Consider the following 15,765-nt stretch of genomic DNA (forward strand, 5'->3'; position numbering starts at 1 on the left):
AAAATGCCTGTTGGAAACTCATATGGGGGGAGGGGGGAAGGATTTCAACCTGACGGGATGAGCGGTGTTTAGGCGGGAGCAGCGGTGGTGAGGCTTTCGCGGGTAAACCCGCTCCCACAGGTATCCCACAGTGTTCAATAGCTGTGGGATACCTGTGGGAGCGGGTTTACCCGCGAAAAGGGCGACGCGGTCTATCAGGCTTCGTGGCAAACGTGCCCATCGACCAGGGTATAACGCACTGCACTGGGCAGGCAGTGGCCGATGAACGGGCAGTTCTCGCCACGGGAGAACCACTGTTCGCCCGCCACGGTGGAGGCGTTCGGGTCGAACAGCACCAGGTCGGCGGCGCCACCCACCTTCAGCTCGCCCGCTGGCAGGCGCAGGGCCTGGGCCGGGCCGCTGCTCAGGCGGGCCAGCAGGGTCGGCAGGTCGAGCAGGCCATCCTCCACCAGTGTCATGGCCAGTGGCAGCAGCAGTTCGACACTGCTGATGCCCGGCTCGGTCGCGCCGAACGGCGCCAGCTTGGCGTCGCGCTCGTGGGGCTGGTGGTGGCTGGAAATCGCCTGGATCACCCCAGACTTCACCGCCTCGCGCAGGCCATCGCGGTCAGCAGCGGTGCGCAGCGGCGGCTGCACGTGGTAGAGGCTGGAAAAGTCGCGCAGGGCCTCGTCGGTAAGGATCAGCTGGTACAGCGCCACATCGGCAGTGACCGGCAGCCCCAGTTGCTGGGCCTGGGCGATCAGCCGCGCACCACGGGCGCTGGTGATCTGGGTGAAGTGCGCGCGCACGCCGGTCTGCTCCACCAGCAGCAGGTTGCGCGCCAGGGCCACGGTCTCGGCACTTTCCGGAATGCCCGACAGGCCCAGGAAGCTTGCCATGGCGCCTTCGTGGGCCAGGCCGCCTTGGGACAGGTCCAGGTCCTGGGAGTGGAACACCACGGTCAGGTCGAAGGTGGCGGCGTATTCCAGGGCGCGGGCCAGGGTACGGTTGTTGGGGATCTCCTTCAGGCCGTTGCCGAAGGCCACGCAGCCGGTGTCGCGCAGGGCCACAAGCTCTGCCAGTTGTTCGCCGTCCAGGCCCTTGGTCAGGGCGCCGATCGGGTAGACCTTGCTGTTGCCGGCTTCGCGGGCGCGGTCGAGGATCAGTTCGGCCACTGCCGAGGTGTCCAGCACCGGCTTGGTCTGCGGCGGGCAGCACAGGCTGGTGACGCCACCGGCCACCGCTGCGCGGGTTTCGCTGGCGATACTGCCCTTGCGGCTGTAGCCCGGCTCGCGCAGGGCGACGTCGAGGTCGACCAGGCCCGGGGCGACCACCAGGCCCTCGGCCTGGATCGTGCGGCTGGCGTTGAAGCCTGCCGGGGCGGCGCCGATGGCGGCGATGCGGCTGCCGTCCAGGTGCAGGTCGGTGACGGTGTCCAGGCCGCTGCTGGGGTCGATGACCCGGGCGCCAAGAATGCTGATGCTCACAGGGCGTTCTCCTGGTCCAGTTGACGTTGCGCGTTCTGCCCGCTCATGGCCATCGACAGCACGGCCATGCGCACGGCAATGCCGTAGGTGACCTGGTTGAGGATGACCGAGTGCTTGCCGTCGGCCACCGCCGACTCGATTTCCACGCCGCGGTTGATCGGGCCGGGGTGCATGACGATGGCATCGGGCTTGGCGCCGGCCAAGCGCGCGGTAGTCAGGCCGAACAGGCGGTAGAACTCGCCCTCGCTGGGCAGCAGGCCGCCTGCCATGCGCTCGCGCTGCAGGCGCAGCATGATGACCACGTCGACGTCCTTCAGGCCTTGGGCCAGGTCGGTGTACACCTTCACCCCGTATTGCTCGATACCTACCGGGATCAGGGTCTTCGGGCCGATCACGCGGATGTCCGGGCAGCCAAGCGCCTTGAGCGCCAGCATGTCCGAGCGGGCCACGCGCGAGTGCAGGATATCGCCGACGATGGCCACCGAGAGGTTCTCGAAGCCGCCTTTGTGCCGACGAATGGTCAGCATGTCGAGCATGCCCTGGGTCGGGTGCGCGTGGCGGCCGTCGCCGCCGTTGATCACCGCGACGTCCGGGCACACGTGCTCGGCGATGAAGTGGGCGGCGCCGGAGTCGGAGTGGCGCACCACGAACATGTCGGCGGCCATGGCTTCAAGGTTGCGCAGGGTGTCGAACAGGGTTTCGCCCTTGCTGGTCGAAGAGGTCGAAACGTTCAGGCTGATGACATCGGCCGACAGGCGCTGGGCCGCCAGCTCGAAGGTGGTGCGGGTGCGGGTGGAGTTCTCGAAGAACACGTTGCACACGGTCTTGCCGCGCAGCAGCGGGACTTTCTTCACGGCCCGGGCGCCGACCTCGAGGAAGGAATCGGCGGTGTCGAGGATTTCGGTGAGCAGCTCACGGGGCAAGCCGTCGAGCGAGAGGAAGTGGCGTAGCTGGCCCTGGTCATTGAGCTGCAGCGGGCGCTTGGCGTCGAATGGCGTCATCGCGGGGGACTCTTAAAGGGCGGATGCGGAAGCGAGGTCCTGGCGCTCGAGGGCGAGCGGCGTGGGTCCGGTCAATTTTACCCGTTCATGGGGGGCCAGCGACAGGGTGGCACCGAGCACGTTGGGGCGGATTGGCAGTTCGCCTGCGTCCAGGTCGAGCAGGCACACCAGCGTCACGCTGGCCGGGCGGCCATAGTCGAACAGTTCGTTGAGCGCTGCGCGGATGGTGCGACCGCTCATCAACACGTCGTCCACCAGCACCAGGTGCTGGCCTTCGATCTCGAAGGGCAGCTCGGAGGGGCGCACCTGCGGATGCAGGCCGTTCTGGCTGAAGTCGTCGCGGTAGAAGGAAACATCCAGCGTGCCCAGCGGGCTTTGGTCGCCAAGTTCCTGCTGCAGGGCCTGGGCGACCCAGACACCCCCGGTGCGGATGCCGATGAAGCGTGGCTCGACGATGGCGCGGCGCGCCAGGTGGGCGCGAAGGTCGACGGCCATCTGCCGGATCAGCTCGGCGGGATTGGGTAGGCTCATTGCGTGCTCCTTGGGGCGCCGGCGGGCCGGCGGTAAAGCGGGTGGTCAGGTATTGGCCTCCAGCCAGCCTTGCAGCAACAGGGCTGCGGCGATGGCGTCGACCGGGTTGTCGCGATAGCTGCCGTGGCGTGTGCCGCGAGCCATCTGCTCACCCTTGGCTTCGAAGGTGGTCAGGCGTTCGTCGTGGGTATGCACCGGCAGGTTGTAGCGCCCGTTCAGGCGCCGGGCGAATTTCTCGGCACGCTCGCTCATCTCGCTGGGCGTGCCGTCCATGTTCAGCGGCAGGCCGACGACGATGGCGTCGGGTTTCCATTCCTTTATCAGCTTTTCGACCTGGCTCCAGTCCGGCACGCCGTTCTGTGCCTTGAGCGTGCACAGCTCGCGAGCCTGGCCAGTGATGACCTGGCCGACGGCGACGCCGATCTGCCGGGTGCCGTAGTCGAAGCCCAGCAGCAGGCGCAGTTCGGCCATCAGGCGTGGCCCGCCTGGCTGGTCAGCAGGCTGAGATTGATGCCCAGGCTGGCGGCGGCGGCGCTCAGGCGCTGGTCGCTGGCCAAGCCGAAGATGATCTCGGGGTCGAAGGGGCAGTTGAGCCAGGCGTTGTCGGCCAGTTCCGCTTCCAGTTGGCCTGCCTCCCAGCCGGCGTAGCCGAGGGTGATCAGGGTCTTTTTCGGGCCCACGCCCGCGGCGATGGCGAACAGCACGTCCTGGGAGGTGGACAGCGACAGGCCGTCCAGCGCCACCGTGGCCTGGAAGCTGCATTCGTTGGAGTGCAACACGAAACCGCGATCGGTCTGCACCGGGCCGCCCTGGTAGATGGGAACATGCAGGGTGCTGGCGGGGGGCGTGTCGTCCGGGCGCAGTTGCTCGAGGATGTCGGCCAGGTTCAACTCCTGCGGGCGGTTCACCACCAGGCCCATGGCGCCGTTGGCGTTGTGCTCGACGATGTAGGTGAGGGTCTGGGCAAAGTTCGGGTCGGCCATGTGCGGCATGGCGATCAGGAACTGATGCTTGAGGTAGCTGGAGGTGAGGGTTTTCATGGGGGATAGTGTGGCGTCAGGTGGCGAGGCTGACAAGGTGGCTGTGTGGTGTCTGTGAGGGTCTTGGCAAGGAGCCAATCACCGCTCTTGAAAACGCCGCCGACCTTGTGGGAGCGGGTTTACCCGCGAAGTAGACACCGCGGTGTATGGCCAGGGCTTCGCCCTGGTTCGCGGGTAAACCCGCGCCTACAGGGTTGGCGGCGTGTTTGCGAGAGCAATTCAGGCTGTGGCTCAGTTGCTGGAAAGCCGGTCACCCCGGGCAAAGCGCCAGGTGCGGATGATTTCCAGGCGGTCGAATTCGGCCATGTCCCCGGTAAACGGCGCGAAAGGCGCCGACAGGCGCACGATGCGCTGGGCCGCCTGGTCCAGCACCGCCTCGCCGGATGACTCGAGCACCAGCACCTCGTGCAGCGAGCCGTCGCGGTTGATCGAAACCATCATGCGCAGGCTGCCGTAGAGCTTTTCGCGTCGGGCCTGTTCGGGGTAATTGAGGTTGCCGATGCGCTCGACCTTCTTGCGCCAGTCTTCCTTGTACCAGGCGCCCTTGTCGCGGGCCGTCGAGGCGGCGTTGAGGCGGTGGATGCGCGGGCGCTTGGCATACATCTGCTGCTCATTGGCAAGCTCGGCCTCGAGGCTGGCGATCTGGCTGGACAACTGCGAGCTGTCGAACTCCGGCACGGCGGCCTCGGGCTTGGGTTGCGGCTTGGTTTCCTTGGGCCTGTTCTCGACCTTCTGTGCCTTGGGCGCCTGTGTGGCCACCACGGACTTTTCCGGGGCGGGCGGCGTTTGCGGGCGGCTGGCCGGTGGCGGGGTTACCTTGTTTATCTTGCTGTCCTGGAAGGGCGCCACCTCGGTGGTGGTGGGCACGGCCTTCTTGTCCAGCGTGCCGCTGCCCTGCTGGTCGGCCTGGGCCTGGTAGTCGGCTTTCTCCGGCGGGGTCTCGCTCTTGAACGGGGCCAGGGTGATGTCCAGCGTCCGGCGGATTTCCTGCGGCTCGACCACGCTGAAGCCCACGCCGAGGATCAGCGCCAGGTGCACCAGGGCAGCCAGGAACAGGGTGAAGCCGAGCCGGTCCGCAGGGCGGACGCGCGGTGGCAACAGGTCGGCGGGGATGTCGGCAGGCAGCGTCATCGGGTATCCAGCAACCGGGTGGGGCGGCGGGTCGGTTCAAGGGACCGGCATCATACCCCACTGCGTGGCTTTGCTCCGCGTCGGTGGTCAGCGCGCCGTGAGCTTGCGATCAATGGCATCCATCAGCTGGCCACCGATGTTGGTGTTGTAGGCAGCGTCGATCTCGCGGATGCAGGTGGGGCTGGTGACGTTGATTTCCGTCAGCGAGTCGCCGATTACGTCCAGGCCGACGAACAACAGGCCCTTCTCACGCAGGCTCGGGCCGACCTGGGCGGCGATCCAGCGGTCGCGTTCGGTCAACGGGCGGGCTTCGCCACGGCCGCCGGCGGCCAGGTTGCCACGGGTCTCGCCACTGGCAGGAATACGGGCCAGGCAGTAGGGGACCGGCTCGCCGTCGATCATCAGGATGCGCTTGTCGCCGTCGGTGATCGCCGGCAGGAAGGCCTGCGCCATGATCTGCTGCTTGCCGTGCTGAGTCAGGGTCTCGAGGATCACCGAGAGGTTCGGGTCGCCCTGGCGGTGGCGGAACACCGACGCGCCGCCCATGCCGTCCAGCGGCTTCAGGATCACATCGCCATGGGTGGCGGCGAATTCCCGCAGGATATCGGCGCGGCGGCTCACCAGCGTCGGCGCCATGCACTGCGGGAACTGGGTGGCGAAAAGTTTTTCGTTGCAGTCGCGCAGGCTCTGCGGCTTGTTGACGATCAGCACGCCCTCGCGCTCGGCTTGCTCCAGCAGGTAGGTGCTGTAGACGAACTCCATGTCGAAGGGCGGATCCTTGCGCATCAGGATCACGTCCAGTTCGGCGAGCTTGCCGTCCTGTTCCTCGCCCAGCTCATACCAGTGCGCCGGGTCGGCGAACACCTTGAGCGGGCGCATCCGCGCGCGGGCCTGGCCGGCGCCCAGGTACAGGTCGGGCTGCTCCAGGTAGAACAGGCTCCAGCCGCGCTCCTGGGCCGCCAGCAGCATGGCCAGCGAGCTGTCCTTCTTATAGGAAATGGACGCGATGGGGTCCATGACAATCCCGAGGCGAACGCTCATGGGGTAATTCCTCTTGGCGCCCTGAAGGCGCGATGGCACGAAAGAAAAGTGGCTCAGGGTGGCGCCGCGAACGCGCCTGGTCAAGGGGTGGCGCAGATGGAATGCCTTCCCGGACTGTGCTAAAAATGCCTGCATTCGAGCACTCGCAGGCTTCTGCGGCCGCCGCGCAGCCCTTGCGCGAGCAAACCCCGGAATTTGCGCCTCAGCAGCGATGGTGATGCAACGTATGGAACAACCCCTGAAGGTGATGGTGATCGACGATTCGCGCACGATCCGCCGCACCGCGCAGATGTTGCTCGGCGAAGTGGGCTGCGAGGTAATCACCGCCAGCGATGGCTTCGATGCCCTGGCCAAGATCGTCGACCATGAGCCGCGCATCATCTTCGTCGATGTGCTGATGCCGCGCCTGGACGGCTACCAGACCTGCGCAGTCATCAAGCAGAACGCCACCTTCAAGGACACCCCGGTGATCCTGCTGTCCTCGCGCGATGGCCTGTTCGACAAGGCGCGTGGGCGGGTGGTCGGCTCCGACCAGTTCCTCACCAAACCGTTCAGCAAGGAAGAACTGCTCGATGCGATCCGTGTGCATGTGCCCGGGTTCGCCGAGCAGGCACTGGACGCACCCTGACAACGCACTCCGACACCGTCCCGCCATTGGCGGTGTCCTTTTCCTTAGATTGGGGAAACAGCATGGCCCGAGTTCTGATTGTCGACGACTCGCCGACAGAGATGTACCGCTTGACCGAGTGGCTGGAAAAGCACGGCCACCAAGTGCTCAAGGCCGACAACGGCGCCGACGGCGTAGCCCTGGCCCGCCAGGAAAAACCCGATGCGGTGCTGATGGACATCGTCATGCCTGGCATGAACGGTTTCCAGGCCACCCGCCAGTTGAGCAAGGACCCTGAAACCAGTGCCATCCCGGTGATCGTGGTGACCACCAAGGACCAGGAAACCGACCGTATCTGGGCCACCCGCCAAGGCGCGCGGGACTTTCTGACCAAACCGGTCGCCGAAGATGCGCTGATCGCCAAGCTCGACGAAGTGCTCAAAGGTTGACCACTCGGCCCCAGGGCGCGGCGCTTACCGCGTTCGAGTTGTTGCTGGACATCGACCGGCGCTGCCGCCTGCTGGTGGCGGACCAGCCGCCCCAGGACCTGCGCTTGCAACAATGGAGCGGTATCGGTTTTCGCATCGCCGGGTTTTGGTTCGTGGCGCCCATGGGCGAAGTTGCCGAGGTGCTGCGCGAGCCGCGCAGCAGCCGCGTACCGGGTGTGCAGCCGTGGGTGCGGGGCGTGGCCAACGTGCGTGGGCGCTTGTTGCCGCTGATGGACCTATCGGCTTTTTTCGGCCTCGGGCAAGCCGCGCCGGGCAAGCAGCGCCGTGTGCTGGTGCTCGACGTCGAGGACTTGTTCGCCGGGCTGCTGGTGGACGAGGTGGTGGGTTTGCAGCATTTCGCCCTGAGCAGCTTGGCGCTGGAGCCCCCCTACCCACTGCTCGGTGCGGCGGCACCCTTCGTGCAGGGGCATTTCCCCCGTGAACACAACTGGGCGATCTTCAGCCCGTTCGCCCTGGCCCAGGCGCCCGGTTTTCTCGATGTGGCGCTGTAGAGGATATCGACCGTGAACAACCCTGCTGCACCCATTGCCCCCGCCGCCGTGGCCCAGCGCCCGCGCAGCACGGCGCAGATCACCGTGCTGTTCGTGGTGCTGATCCTGTCGATCATCCTGCTGTTCGCCAACTTCGCCTACCTCAACACCCAGTCCAACTACGACAAGCAGTACATCGGCCATGCTGGCGAGCTACGGGTGCTGTCCCAGCGTATCGCCAAGAACGCCACCGAGGCCGCGGCCGGCAAGGCGCTGGCTTTCAAGCTGCTGTCCGATGCACGCAACGATTTCGAGCGGCGTTGGAAATACCTGCGCGAAGGCGACCCGGCCACCAGCCTGCCGCCAGCGCCGGTTGCAGTGCGTGATGAAATGGACGCGGTACGCCGGGACTGGGACAACCTGCGCGCCAATACCGACACCATTTTGGCCAGCGAGCAGACCGTGCTGTCGTTGCACCAGGTAGCGGCGACCCTGTCCGAAACCGTGCCGCAGTTGCAGGTCGAGTACGAAAAAGTGGTGGAAAGCCTGCTGCAGAGCGGCGCGCCGGCCAACCAGGTGGCGGTGGCCCAGCGCCAGTTGCTGCTGGCCGAGCGCATTCTTGGTTCGGTCAACACCGTGCTGGGTGGCGACGAAGCCTCGGCGCAGGCGGCCGACACCTTTGGCCGCGATGCCAGCCGTTTCGGCCAGGTGCTCGAAGGGATGCTGGCCGGAAACCCAGCCATCCAGATAACCCGGGTCGAAGACCCGGATGCCCGCGCCCGGCTGACGGAGATCGCCGAGCTGTTCCAGTTCGTCTCCGGCTCCGTGGACGAAATCCTCGAGACCTCGCCCGAGTTGCTGCGGGTGCGCGAAGCGGCGAGTAACATCTTCAGCCTGTCGCAGACTCTGCTCGACGAAGCCTCGCACCTGGCCAACGGTTTCGAGAACCTGGCCGGCGGGCGTACCCTCGACACCCTTGGCGGCTACGCGCTCGGCCTGCTGGCGCTGGCCTCGATCATCCTCATCGGCCTGGTGATGGTGCGCGCCACACACCGTCAGTTGCGCGAAACCGGCGAGAAGAACGAACGTAACCAGCAGGCGATCATGCGCCTGCTCGACGAAATCGAAGAACTGGCCGATGGCGACCTGACTGTCACCGTGTCGGTGACCGAGGATTTCACCGGCGCCATCGCCGACTCGATCAATTACTCCGTGGACCAGCTACGCGACCTCGTGGCCACCATCATCCACAGCGCCGAGCAGGTCGCCGCCGCCGTGCAGGATACGCAGAACACCTCGCGGCAACTGGCCAAGGCGTCCGAGCACCAGGCTGACCAGATCAGCGAGGCGTCCGTGGCGGTGGGCGACATGGTCGAGTCGATCGACCGGGTTTCGGCCCATGCCTATGAGTCGGCCAAGGTCGCCGAGCGCTCGGTGGCCATCGCCAACAAGGGCAACGAGGTGGTGCACAACACCATCCATGGCATGGACAACATCCGCGAGCAGATCCAGGACACCGCCAAACGGATCAAGCGCCTGGGTGAGTCTTCCCAGGAAATCGGCGACATCGTCAGCCTGATCGACGACATTGCCGACCAGACCAACATCCTCGCCCTCAACGCGGCGATCCAGGCGTCGCTGGCTGGCGAGGCCGGGCGCGGCTTCGCGGTGGTGGCCGACGAGGTGCAGCGCCTGGCCGAGCGGTCGTCGTCTGCCACCCGGCAGATCGAAGCGCTGGTGCGCACCATCCAGGCCGACACCAACGAGGCCGTCATCTCCATGGAGCAGACCACCGCCGAGGTGGTGCGTGGCGCGCGCCTGGCTCAGGATGCCGGGGTCGCCCTGGCGGAGATCGAGGGCGTGTCGCAGAACCTGGCCGAATTGATCCACAGCATTTCCGACGCCGCGCAGTTGCAGACTTCTTCCGCCGGGCAGATTTCCCACACCATGGCGGTGATCCAACAGATCACCGCGCAGACCTCCGCAGGCTCCGGCGCCACCGCCGACAGCATCCGCCATCTGGCGAAGATGGCCAGCGAGATGCGCCGCTCGGTCTCCGGCTTTACGTTGCCAGCTTCGTCCGCACGGCGCTGAGGATCCCAGATGGCCATCACCGCAGTGAGTCCCGAGCGCCACGACACGGTCGCCCTGGCTTGGACCAAGGGCGCCATCCTCGATTGCCTGGCCCAGGCGCGCCAGGCCCTGGAACGCTTCACCGGCGAGCCGGACGACCCCAGCCTGCTGGAATTCTTCGTCGACAACCTGCATCAGGTGCATGGCTGCCTGCGCATGCTCGAACTGCGTGGCGCGGCGCGCCTTGCCGAGGAGCTGGAGCTGCTCGGGCGGGCCATGGCCGATGGGCAGGTCTCGCCGCGCGGCGACTGCCTTGGCGCGCTTTTTCGTGGCCTGGAACAATTGCCGCCTTACCTCGAGCGTTTGCGCGGCGCTCGTCACGACCTGCCACTGGTAGTGCTGCCGCTACTCAACCAACTGCGTAGCTGCCGGGGCGTTGAAGCGTTGGCCCAGGGCAGCCTGATGGGCGAGGCGGCGCAGCGTCTGGCAGGTGCGGCGGATTTGGCCAACCTCGACCTGTCGCTGGGTAATTGGCGCGAGCAGTTGCAGGCGGGCCAGGGGCGCGATGCCTTGCGTTCGGTGGTGATGGCCCTGTGCGACGACCTGGTGCGTATCAAGGAACGGCTCGACCACTTCGTGCGTGGCGACCGCCAGCAAGGCGAGCAGCTCGATGTGCTGGTGGCGCCATTGCGCCATGTTGCCGACACTTTGGCAGTGCTGGGTTTCCAGCAGCCGCGCCGGGTCATCATCGACCAGGTCCTGGCGTTGCAGGCGCTGGCCCAGGGCGAGCGCGCGGCGGATGACGCGGTGCTGATGGATATCGCCGGTGCCTTGCTGTACGTCGAGGCGACCCTCAACGGCATGGTCGGCCCGCTGGAAGACAGCCAACCCGGCAGCCTGCCTGGCAGCGACCTGGTCGACATCCGCCAGGTCGTGCTCAACGAGTCGCTGTCGGTACTGCAGCAGGCCAAGGACCTGATCGGCGACTGCCTGGAATCAGGCTGGCCACGCCAGCGCCTGCAACCCTTGCCGGGCTTGCTGCATCAGCTGCGTGGCGCCTTGGCGATGCTGATGCTGCCGGCCGCGGCCGAAGTGTTCGGCGCTTGCGCCAGCTACGTGCAGGGTTGGCTGTCGCACCTGGAAGACGAGCCCCCAGCGGATGAACTGGAACACCTGGCCGACGCCTTGAGCGCGGCAGAGTGCTATTTGCAGTGGCGGGTCGCCGACCCGCTGGTCGAGGCCCAGACGTTTCTCGAACAGGCCTTCGCCAGCCTGTCGGCACTGGGTGTGGAGTGTTGTCGGGCCAAGCCCGACGATCACCACGCGCAGGACGGTATCGACGATGAACTGCGCCAGGTGTACCTCGAAGAGGCGGGCGAGTTGTTGCCGGAAATCGAACGCCATTGGCTGCGCTGGCGCGCCGACAATACGCTGCGCGAGGCTTTGGTCGAGGTGCGCCGCGCACTGCACACGCTCAAGGGCGGTGGCCGGGTAGTCCAGGCCCTTGGCGTGGCTGAGCTGGCCTGGGGCGCCGAGCACCTGCTCAACCGCGTGCTGGAAGGGCGGGTGGTGCTGTCTGGCGAGGCCCAGGTGGCCTTGCAGCAGGTGTTCGTGCACCTGCCCGACCTGCTCGCCGATTTCGCCGCTGGGCAGTCGCTGCGGCTGGCCCAGCTGGAGCCCTTGGCCGGCCACCTGCACGCCCTGGCGATGAACGACACGCCGGTGGCCAGCGAGGCTGGCGGCCTCGACCCACAGCTGCTGGAAATTTTCCGCAACGAGGCCCAGGGCCATCTGGCCAGCCTGGATGCCTTCCTGGGTCAGGCCGATGGCCAGGACACCCCGGTCAACGACCGCCTGCAGCGCGCCTTGCATACCCTCAAGGGCAGCGCCGCGATGGCGGGGGTGATGCCGATTGCCGAGCTGGCCACGGCCCTGGACCGCCTGGTGCGCGAGTACAAGGCGCATCAGTTGGCGTTGCAGGTCGCCGACATCGAATGGCTGGAGGCCGCCCGCTCGTTGTTCCGCCTCGGCCTGGCCCAGCTCGACAGCACGCCGCTGGCGCCGATTCCAGGCGCTGCGGCGTTGATCGAACAGGTCGGCGAGGCGGTCGATGCGCGCCTGGCGGTGCTGCACGACGACGCGCAGCACCCTCGTCGTCCCCGGCGCGACCCGCAACTGATCGCGCGTTTCCTGGAGCAGGCCATGGATATCCTGCTGGACGCCGAGTCGTTGCTGTCGCGCTGGCAGGAGCACCCTCGCGAGCGACACGAACTGGACGCCTTGCTCGATGAGCTGACTACCCTGGGCCACAGCGCGCACCTGGCCGAGCTATGGCAGGTGGATGAAATCTGCGAGGCATTGCTCGACCTGTATGGCGCCGTCGAGGAGGGCAGCCTGGTGGCCGATGGGCGCTTCTTCGTTCAGGCCCGGCAGGCCCATGAAGCGTTGCTGGACATGCTCGATGAGATCGCCGCCGGGCAGGAGGTGACGCCGCGCCCGGACTGCCTGGATGGCCTGCGTGCGCTGCTGCACACGGCACTGGCGCCCTCGGCCATGGGCCGGGTGGGCGCCGATGGCGTGGTGCCGCTGGGCTTGCCGGAGCCTGCGCTGGTTCAACTGTTCCTCGTCGAGGCGAGTGACACCCTCGCCAGCGCCGACCAGGCGCTGGCGCACTGGGCGAACGACCCCGACAGTGCCTCTGCGCTGTCGACCCTGCAACACGACCTGCAAACCCTGCATGGCGGTGCGCAGTTGGCGGCGCTGGGTGCGTTGGAGGTGCTGGCCCAGGAGCTCGCGTTGCTCTACGAGGCGCTGGTGGACCGACGCCTGAGCGCCATCGCCGTGCCGCTGGGCTTGCTGCGGCGTAGCCATGCGACCCTGGGGGGCATGCTCGATCAGGTGCGCCAGGGCCGGGTGCCTCTGTCGGATGCGGCCTTGCTGGGTGAGCTGCGCGACCTGCGCCACGCACCGCCATCGGTTGCAAGCGTGCAGGTGCTGGAGGTCGATGGCGAGGCCCCGGCCGATTCCGAGCTGCTGGAGGTCTTCCTCGAGGAAAGTTCGGATATCGTCGAAAGCGCAGGCGCCGCCCTGGCGCGCTGGCAGGCCGACCCACGCAGCGGCGTCGAGGTGGAGAACCTGCTGCGTGACCTGCATACCCTCAAGGGCGGCGCGCGCATGGTCGAGATCGCCGCCATCGGCGACCTGGCCCACGAACTGGAATTCCTCTACGAGCTGCTGGCCGCCGGACGCCTGCCGCCGAGCCCGGCGCTGTTCAGCCTGCTGCAGAATTGCCATGACCGCCTGGCGCACATGCTCGATGCGGCGCGCCTGGGTCAGCCGCTGCACGCGGCCACGGCGCTGATCGACTACATCCGCAACTTCTCCAGCGCCGCCCTTACCGACAGCGCCGCGGGCCAGGTACCTGCCGAGACCGCCCCCGCCGAGGCGCCGACGGCCACCCCCGAGCGGGCGCCGGGGGATATGGTCAAGGTCGATGCCGAGCTGCTCGACGACCTGGGCAACCTGGCCAGCGAACACGCGATCATCCGTGGGCGCATCGAACAGCAGGTGAACGACGCGCAGTTCGCCCTCAACGAGATGGAAACCACCCTGGAGCGCATGCGTGACCAGTTGCTGCGCCTGGACAACGAGACCCAGGGTCGCCTGGCCAGCCGCTGGCAGGCCGAAGGCGATGTGTACGAAGACTTCGACCCCCTGGAGATGGACCGCCATTCGCTGCTGCAACAGTTGTCGCGGGCGCTGTTCGAGTCGGCCTCGGACTTGCTCGACCTCAAGGAAACCCTCGCCCAGCGTGCCCAGGAGGCGCAAAGCCTGTTGCAGCAGCAGGCGCGGGTGAACAGCCAGTTGCAGGAAGGCCTGACCGCGACCCTGATGGTGCCCTTCGAGCGCCTGGTGCCGCGCTTGCAGCGGGTGGTGCGGCAGGTGGCCAGTGAGCTGGGCAAGCAGGTGGAGCTGGTGGTCGGCAACGCCGAGGGCGAGCTGGACCGCAGCGTGCTGGAACGTATGGTCGCGCCGCTGGAGCACATGCTGCGCAATGCCGTCGACCATGGCCTTGAGAGCCGCGAGGCGCGCCTGGCCGCCGGCAAGCCGGAGCACGGCACCATCCACCTGAACCTGCTGCACGAAGGGGCCGACATCGTCATCGAAATGAGCGACGATGGCGCGGGCGTGCCGTTGGAGGCGGTGCGCGATAAAGCCATCAAGCGCGGGCTGCTGGCGCCCCAGGCGCAGTTGAGTGACCACGAGATCTTGCAGTTCATCCTGCGGCCGGGGTTCTCCACCGCCGAGAAGATCACCCAGATCTCCGGGCGCGGCCTGGGCATGGATGTGGTGCACGAGGAGGTCAAGCAGCTTGGCGGGGCGATGAGTATCGAGTCCAGCCCGGGCAAGGGCGCGCGCTTCCAGATTCGCCTGCCGTTCACGGTGTCGCTGAACCGGGCGTTGATGGTGCACCTGGGCGATGAGCAGTACGCCATCCCGCTCAATACCGTCGAAGGCATCGTGCGGGTGCCCCCCGCCGAGCTCGAGGCCTGCTACCAGCTGGACCCGCCGCGCTACCGCTATGCCGGCCACGAATACGACCTGCGCTACCTCGGCGAGCTGTTGCAGGATGTCACCCGGCCCATCCTGCTGGGCCAGACCGTGCCCTTGCCGGTGCTGCTGGTGCATGCCCAGGAGCAATCGTTCGCCATCCAGGTCGATGGCCTGTCGCCGAGCCGGGAAATCGTGGTCAAGAGCCTGGGCCCACAGTTCGCGGCGGTGCCGGGGCTGTCGGGGGCGACCTTGCTGGGCGATGGCCGTGTGGTGCTGATTCTCGACCTGCTTGGCCAATTGCGTGGCCAGCAGCGCCGCCTGGCGCGGCTGCCCAGCGGGCTGGATACGCAGCGGCCGCTGCTCGGCCCGGCACCGCGGCGTGCGTTGCTGGTGATGGTGGTGGACGATTCGGTGACAGTGCGCAAGGTGACCAGCCGCCTGCTGGAGCGCCATGGCATGAGCGTGCTGACCGCCAAGGACGGAGTCGATGCCATGGCCTTGCTCGAAGAGCACCGCCCCGACGTGCTGCTGCTGGACATCGAGATGCCGCGCATGGATGGTTTCGAGGTGGCCACGCGGATTCGCCGCGACCCACGCTTGCGCGACCTGCCGATCATCATGATCACCTCGCGCAGCGGCCAGAAGCACCGCGACCGGGCCATGGCCATCGGAGTCAACGAATACCTGGGCAAGCCTTACCAGGAGTCGCTGTTGTTGCAGAGCATCGCCCATTGGAGCCAGCCACATGCTTGAACATATCGCCGGCCAGCGCAGCAGCCTGACCGGGCTGCTGCTGCCCTTGGGCGACCGCACCCTGGTGCTGCCCAACGTGGCGGTGGCCGAGCTCATGGGGGAGCGGCGGTTCGTCTGCGAAACCTTCGAGCCTTCGTGGCACATGGGCTGGATCGACTGGCGCCAGCAGCGCCTGCCGCTGATCGGCTTCGAGGCCGCCTGCGGAGGGGAAACGCCCTGCGGCGAGCGTGCGCGGGTGGTGGTGCTCAATGCCCTGGGCGACACCGGCTTGCGTTACCTGGCGGTGTTGCTGCAGGGCATTCCGCGCTCGTGCAAGCTCGATAGCCAGCTCAACTACGTGGATGTACCGCTGGGCTCGATGGAGCTGGCGGCGGTGCAGGTGGGCGAGCAGGTGGCGCGGGTGCCCGACCTTGCGGCGCTGGAGCGCTTGGTGCGTGACGCGGATCTGCAACCGGTTGCCGGGTAGGATGTTGCCCTGGCTGACTTCGTCGCGGGCAAGCCCGCTGCTACAGAGTTCGCCACCAACACTGCAGGAGCGGGCTTGTCCGCGAAGAAGGCACCGCCGCCGCAACCTTGGAACCCACTACCC

General features: G+C 67.0%; 13 protein-coding genes. 6 read left to right on the forward strand and 7 right to left on the reverse strand.

The window, feature by feature from the left end; all coding sequences use genetic code 11:
- Positions 1–194 precede the first annotated feature (194 nt).
- The 7 genes from RAC97_RS00865 to gshB all read right to left on the reverse strand — a co-directional run bounded on the left by RAC97_RS00865 (position 195) and on the right by gshB (position 6,210).
- Positions 195–1,466 carry a dihydroorotase gene (locus tag RAC97_RS00865; RefSeq protein ID WP_375099681.1) on the reverse strand — a complete coding sequence of 424 codons (1,272 nt, stop codon included), beginning with the start codon at positions 1,464–1,466 and terminating at the stop codon, positions 195–197.
- Complete coding sequence (locus RAC97_RS00870) at positions 1,463–2,467, reverse strand: aspartate carbamoyltransferase catalytic subunit (protein ID WP_375099680.1); 1,005 nt, start codon at positions 2,465–2,467, stop codon at positions 1,463–1,465. Before RAC97_RS00870 ends, RAC97_RS00865 begins: the two co-directional genes overlap by 4 nt.
- Before the next feature lie 12 nt (positions 2,468–2,479).
- Positions 2,480–2,998 carry a bifunctional pyr operon transcriptional regulator/uracil phosphoribosyltransferase PyrR gene (gene pyrR / locus RAC97_RS00875; RefSeq protein ID WP_375099679.1) on the reverse strand — a complete coding sequence of 173 codons (519 nt, stop codon included), beginning with the start codon at positions 2,996–2,998 and terminating at the stop codon, positions 2,480–2,482.
- 45 nt (positions 2,999–3,043) lie between these two features.
- The gene (gene ruvX / locus RAC97_RS00880) at positions 3,044–3,469 is read right to left on the reverse strand and encodes a Holliday junction resolvase RuvX (RefSeq protein ID WP_375099678.1); all 426 of its coding nucleotides are present in this window, start codon (positions 3,467–3,469) and stop codon (positions 3,044–3,046) included.
- Positions 3,469–4,038: a YqgE/AlgH family protein gene (locus tag RAC97_RS00885; RefSeq protein ID WP_375099677.1), complete on the reverse strand. Its 570-nt coding sequence runs from the start codon at positions 4,036–4,038 to the stop codon at positions 3,469–3,471. Before RAC97_RS00885 ends, ruvX begins: the two co-directional genes overlap by 1 nt.
- A 231-nt stretch (positions 4,039–4,269) precedes the next feature.
- Positions 4,270–5,169 (reverse strand): TonB family protein, encoded by a 900-nt coding sequence (locus RAC97_RS00890; protein WP_375099676.1) that lies wholly within the window; start codon positions 5,167–5,169, stop codon positions 4,270–4,272.
- 87 nt (positions 5,170–5,256) lie between these two features.
- The gene (gshB, locus tag RAC97_RS00895; protein ID WP_375099675.1) at positions 5,257–6,210 is read right to left on the reverse strand and encodes a glutathione synthase; all 954 of its coding nucleotides are present in this window, start codon (positions 6,208–6,210) and stop codon (positions 5,257–5,259) included.
- A gap of 226 nt (positions 6,211–6,436) precedes the next feature.
- On the opposite strand from gshB, the gene RAC97_RS00900 reads away from it, so the two are divergent.
- From RAC97_RS00900 to RAC97_RS00925, 6 genes are all read left to right on the forward strand, one after another.
- A complete protein-coding gene (locus RAC97_RS00900) occupies positions 6,437–6,838 on the forward strand; it encodes a PleD family two-component system response regulator (protein ID WP_375099674.1) in 402 nt (133 codons plus the stop codon).
- A 62-nt stretch (positions 6,839–6,900) separates the two neighbouring features.
- Entirely contained in the window at positions 6,901–7,266 is a 366-nt protein-coding gene (gene pilH / locus RAC97_RS00905; RefSeq protein WP_375099673.1) for a twitching motility response regulator PilH, read from the forward strand.
- Positions 7,263–7,817: a chemotaxis protein CheW gene (locus RAC97_RS00910; protein WP_375099672.1), complete on the forward strand. Its 555-nt coding sequence runs from the start codon at positions 7,263–7,265 to the stop codon at positions 7,815–7,817. The genes pilH and RAC97_RS00910 overlap by 4 nt, the downstream gene beginning before the upstream one ends.
- A gap of 33 nt (positions 7,818–7,850) precedes the next feature.
- A complete protein-coding gene (locus RAC97_RS00915) occupies positions 7,851–9,890 on the forward strand; it encodes a methyl-accepting chemotaxis protein (RefSeq protein ID WP_375099741.1) in 2,040 nt (679 codons plus the stop codon).
- A gap of 9 nt (positions 9,891–9,899) precedes the next feature.
- Positions 9,900–15,176, forward strand: a complete 5,277-nt coding sequence (locus RAC97_RS00920) for an Hpt domain-containing protein (protein WP_375099671.1) — start codon at positions 9,900–9,902, stop codon at positions 15,174–15,176.
- Entirely contained in the window at positions 15,169–15,642 is a 474-nt protein-coding gene (locus RAC97_RS00925; protein ID WP_375099670.1) for a chemotaxis protein CheW, read from the forward strand. Before RAC97_RS00920 ends, RAC97_RS00925 begins: the two co-directional genes overlap by 8 nt.
- The last annotated feature ends 123 nt before the right edge of the window (positions 15,643–15,765 follow it).

The organism is Pseudomonas sp. LS_2 (assembly GCF_042709235.1).
Classification (GTDB): domain Bacteria; phylum Pseudomonadota; class Gammaproteobacteria; order Pseudomonadales; family Pseudomonadaceae; genus Aquipseudomonas.